The organism is Citrobacter sp. Cpo030 (genome assembly GCF_030333005.1).
GTDB classification, from domain to species: domain Bacteria; phylum Pseudomonadota; class Gammaproteobacteria; order Enterobacterales; family Enterobacteriaceae; genus Citrobacter; species Citrobacter portucalensis.
The window spans coordinates 1-651 of record NZ_JAOWGT010000025.1; the positions used below are offsets into that span (position 1 = coordinate 1).

At 54.5% G+C, this 651-nt stretch carries 1 protein-coding gene; it reads right to left on the bottom strand.

The window, feature by feature from the left end; translation table 11 throughout:
• Positions 1–651, bottom strand: a 651-nt coding sequence (locus OGY37_RS00225) for an IS5-like element IS903B family transposase (RefSeq protein WP_286619768.1), incomplete at both ends; no start/stop codon positions are given.

Genomic DNA, 651 nt, shown 5'->3' on the forward strand with positions numbered 1-651 from the left:
TACCCGGTACATCGCCGTTTCCGCTATCGAGCGACGGTTGTAATCTGTTGTCCATTTCCACCGCGCATTACTCCCGGTCATTCGCTGATTAGCCACTGCACGGTTACGGTCTGCATATTCACCGGGCCAGTAACCCGCACCTTTTCGGGGAGGGATAAGCGCGCTGATTTTCTTACGCCGCAGTTCATCGTGACATAGCCGGGTATCGTAAGCGCCATCGGCGTCGGCTGACCTGATTTTCCGGTGGGTTTGCCGGATTAACCCGGGGAAGGCCTCTGAGTCCGTAACGTTGTTCAGCGACAGGTCAGCGCAGATGATTTCATGTGTTTTACTGTCAACGGCGAGATACAGCTTACGCCAGATACGGCGGCGTTCCTGGCCATGCTTTTTGACTTTCCACTCGCCTTCACCGAAGACCTTCAGCCCGGTGGAATCAATTACCAGGTGTGCGATTTCACCCCGGGTGGGCGTTTTGAAACTGACATTAACCGACTTTGCCCGCCTGCTGACACAGCTGTAATCCGGGCAGCGTAGCGGAACGTTCATCAGAGAAAAAATGGAATCAATAAAGCCCTGCGCAGCGCGCAGGGTCAGCCTGAATACGCGTTTAATGACCAGCACAGTCGTGATGGCAAGGTCAGAATAGCGCTG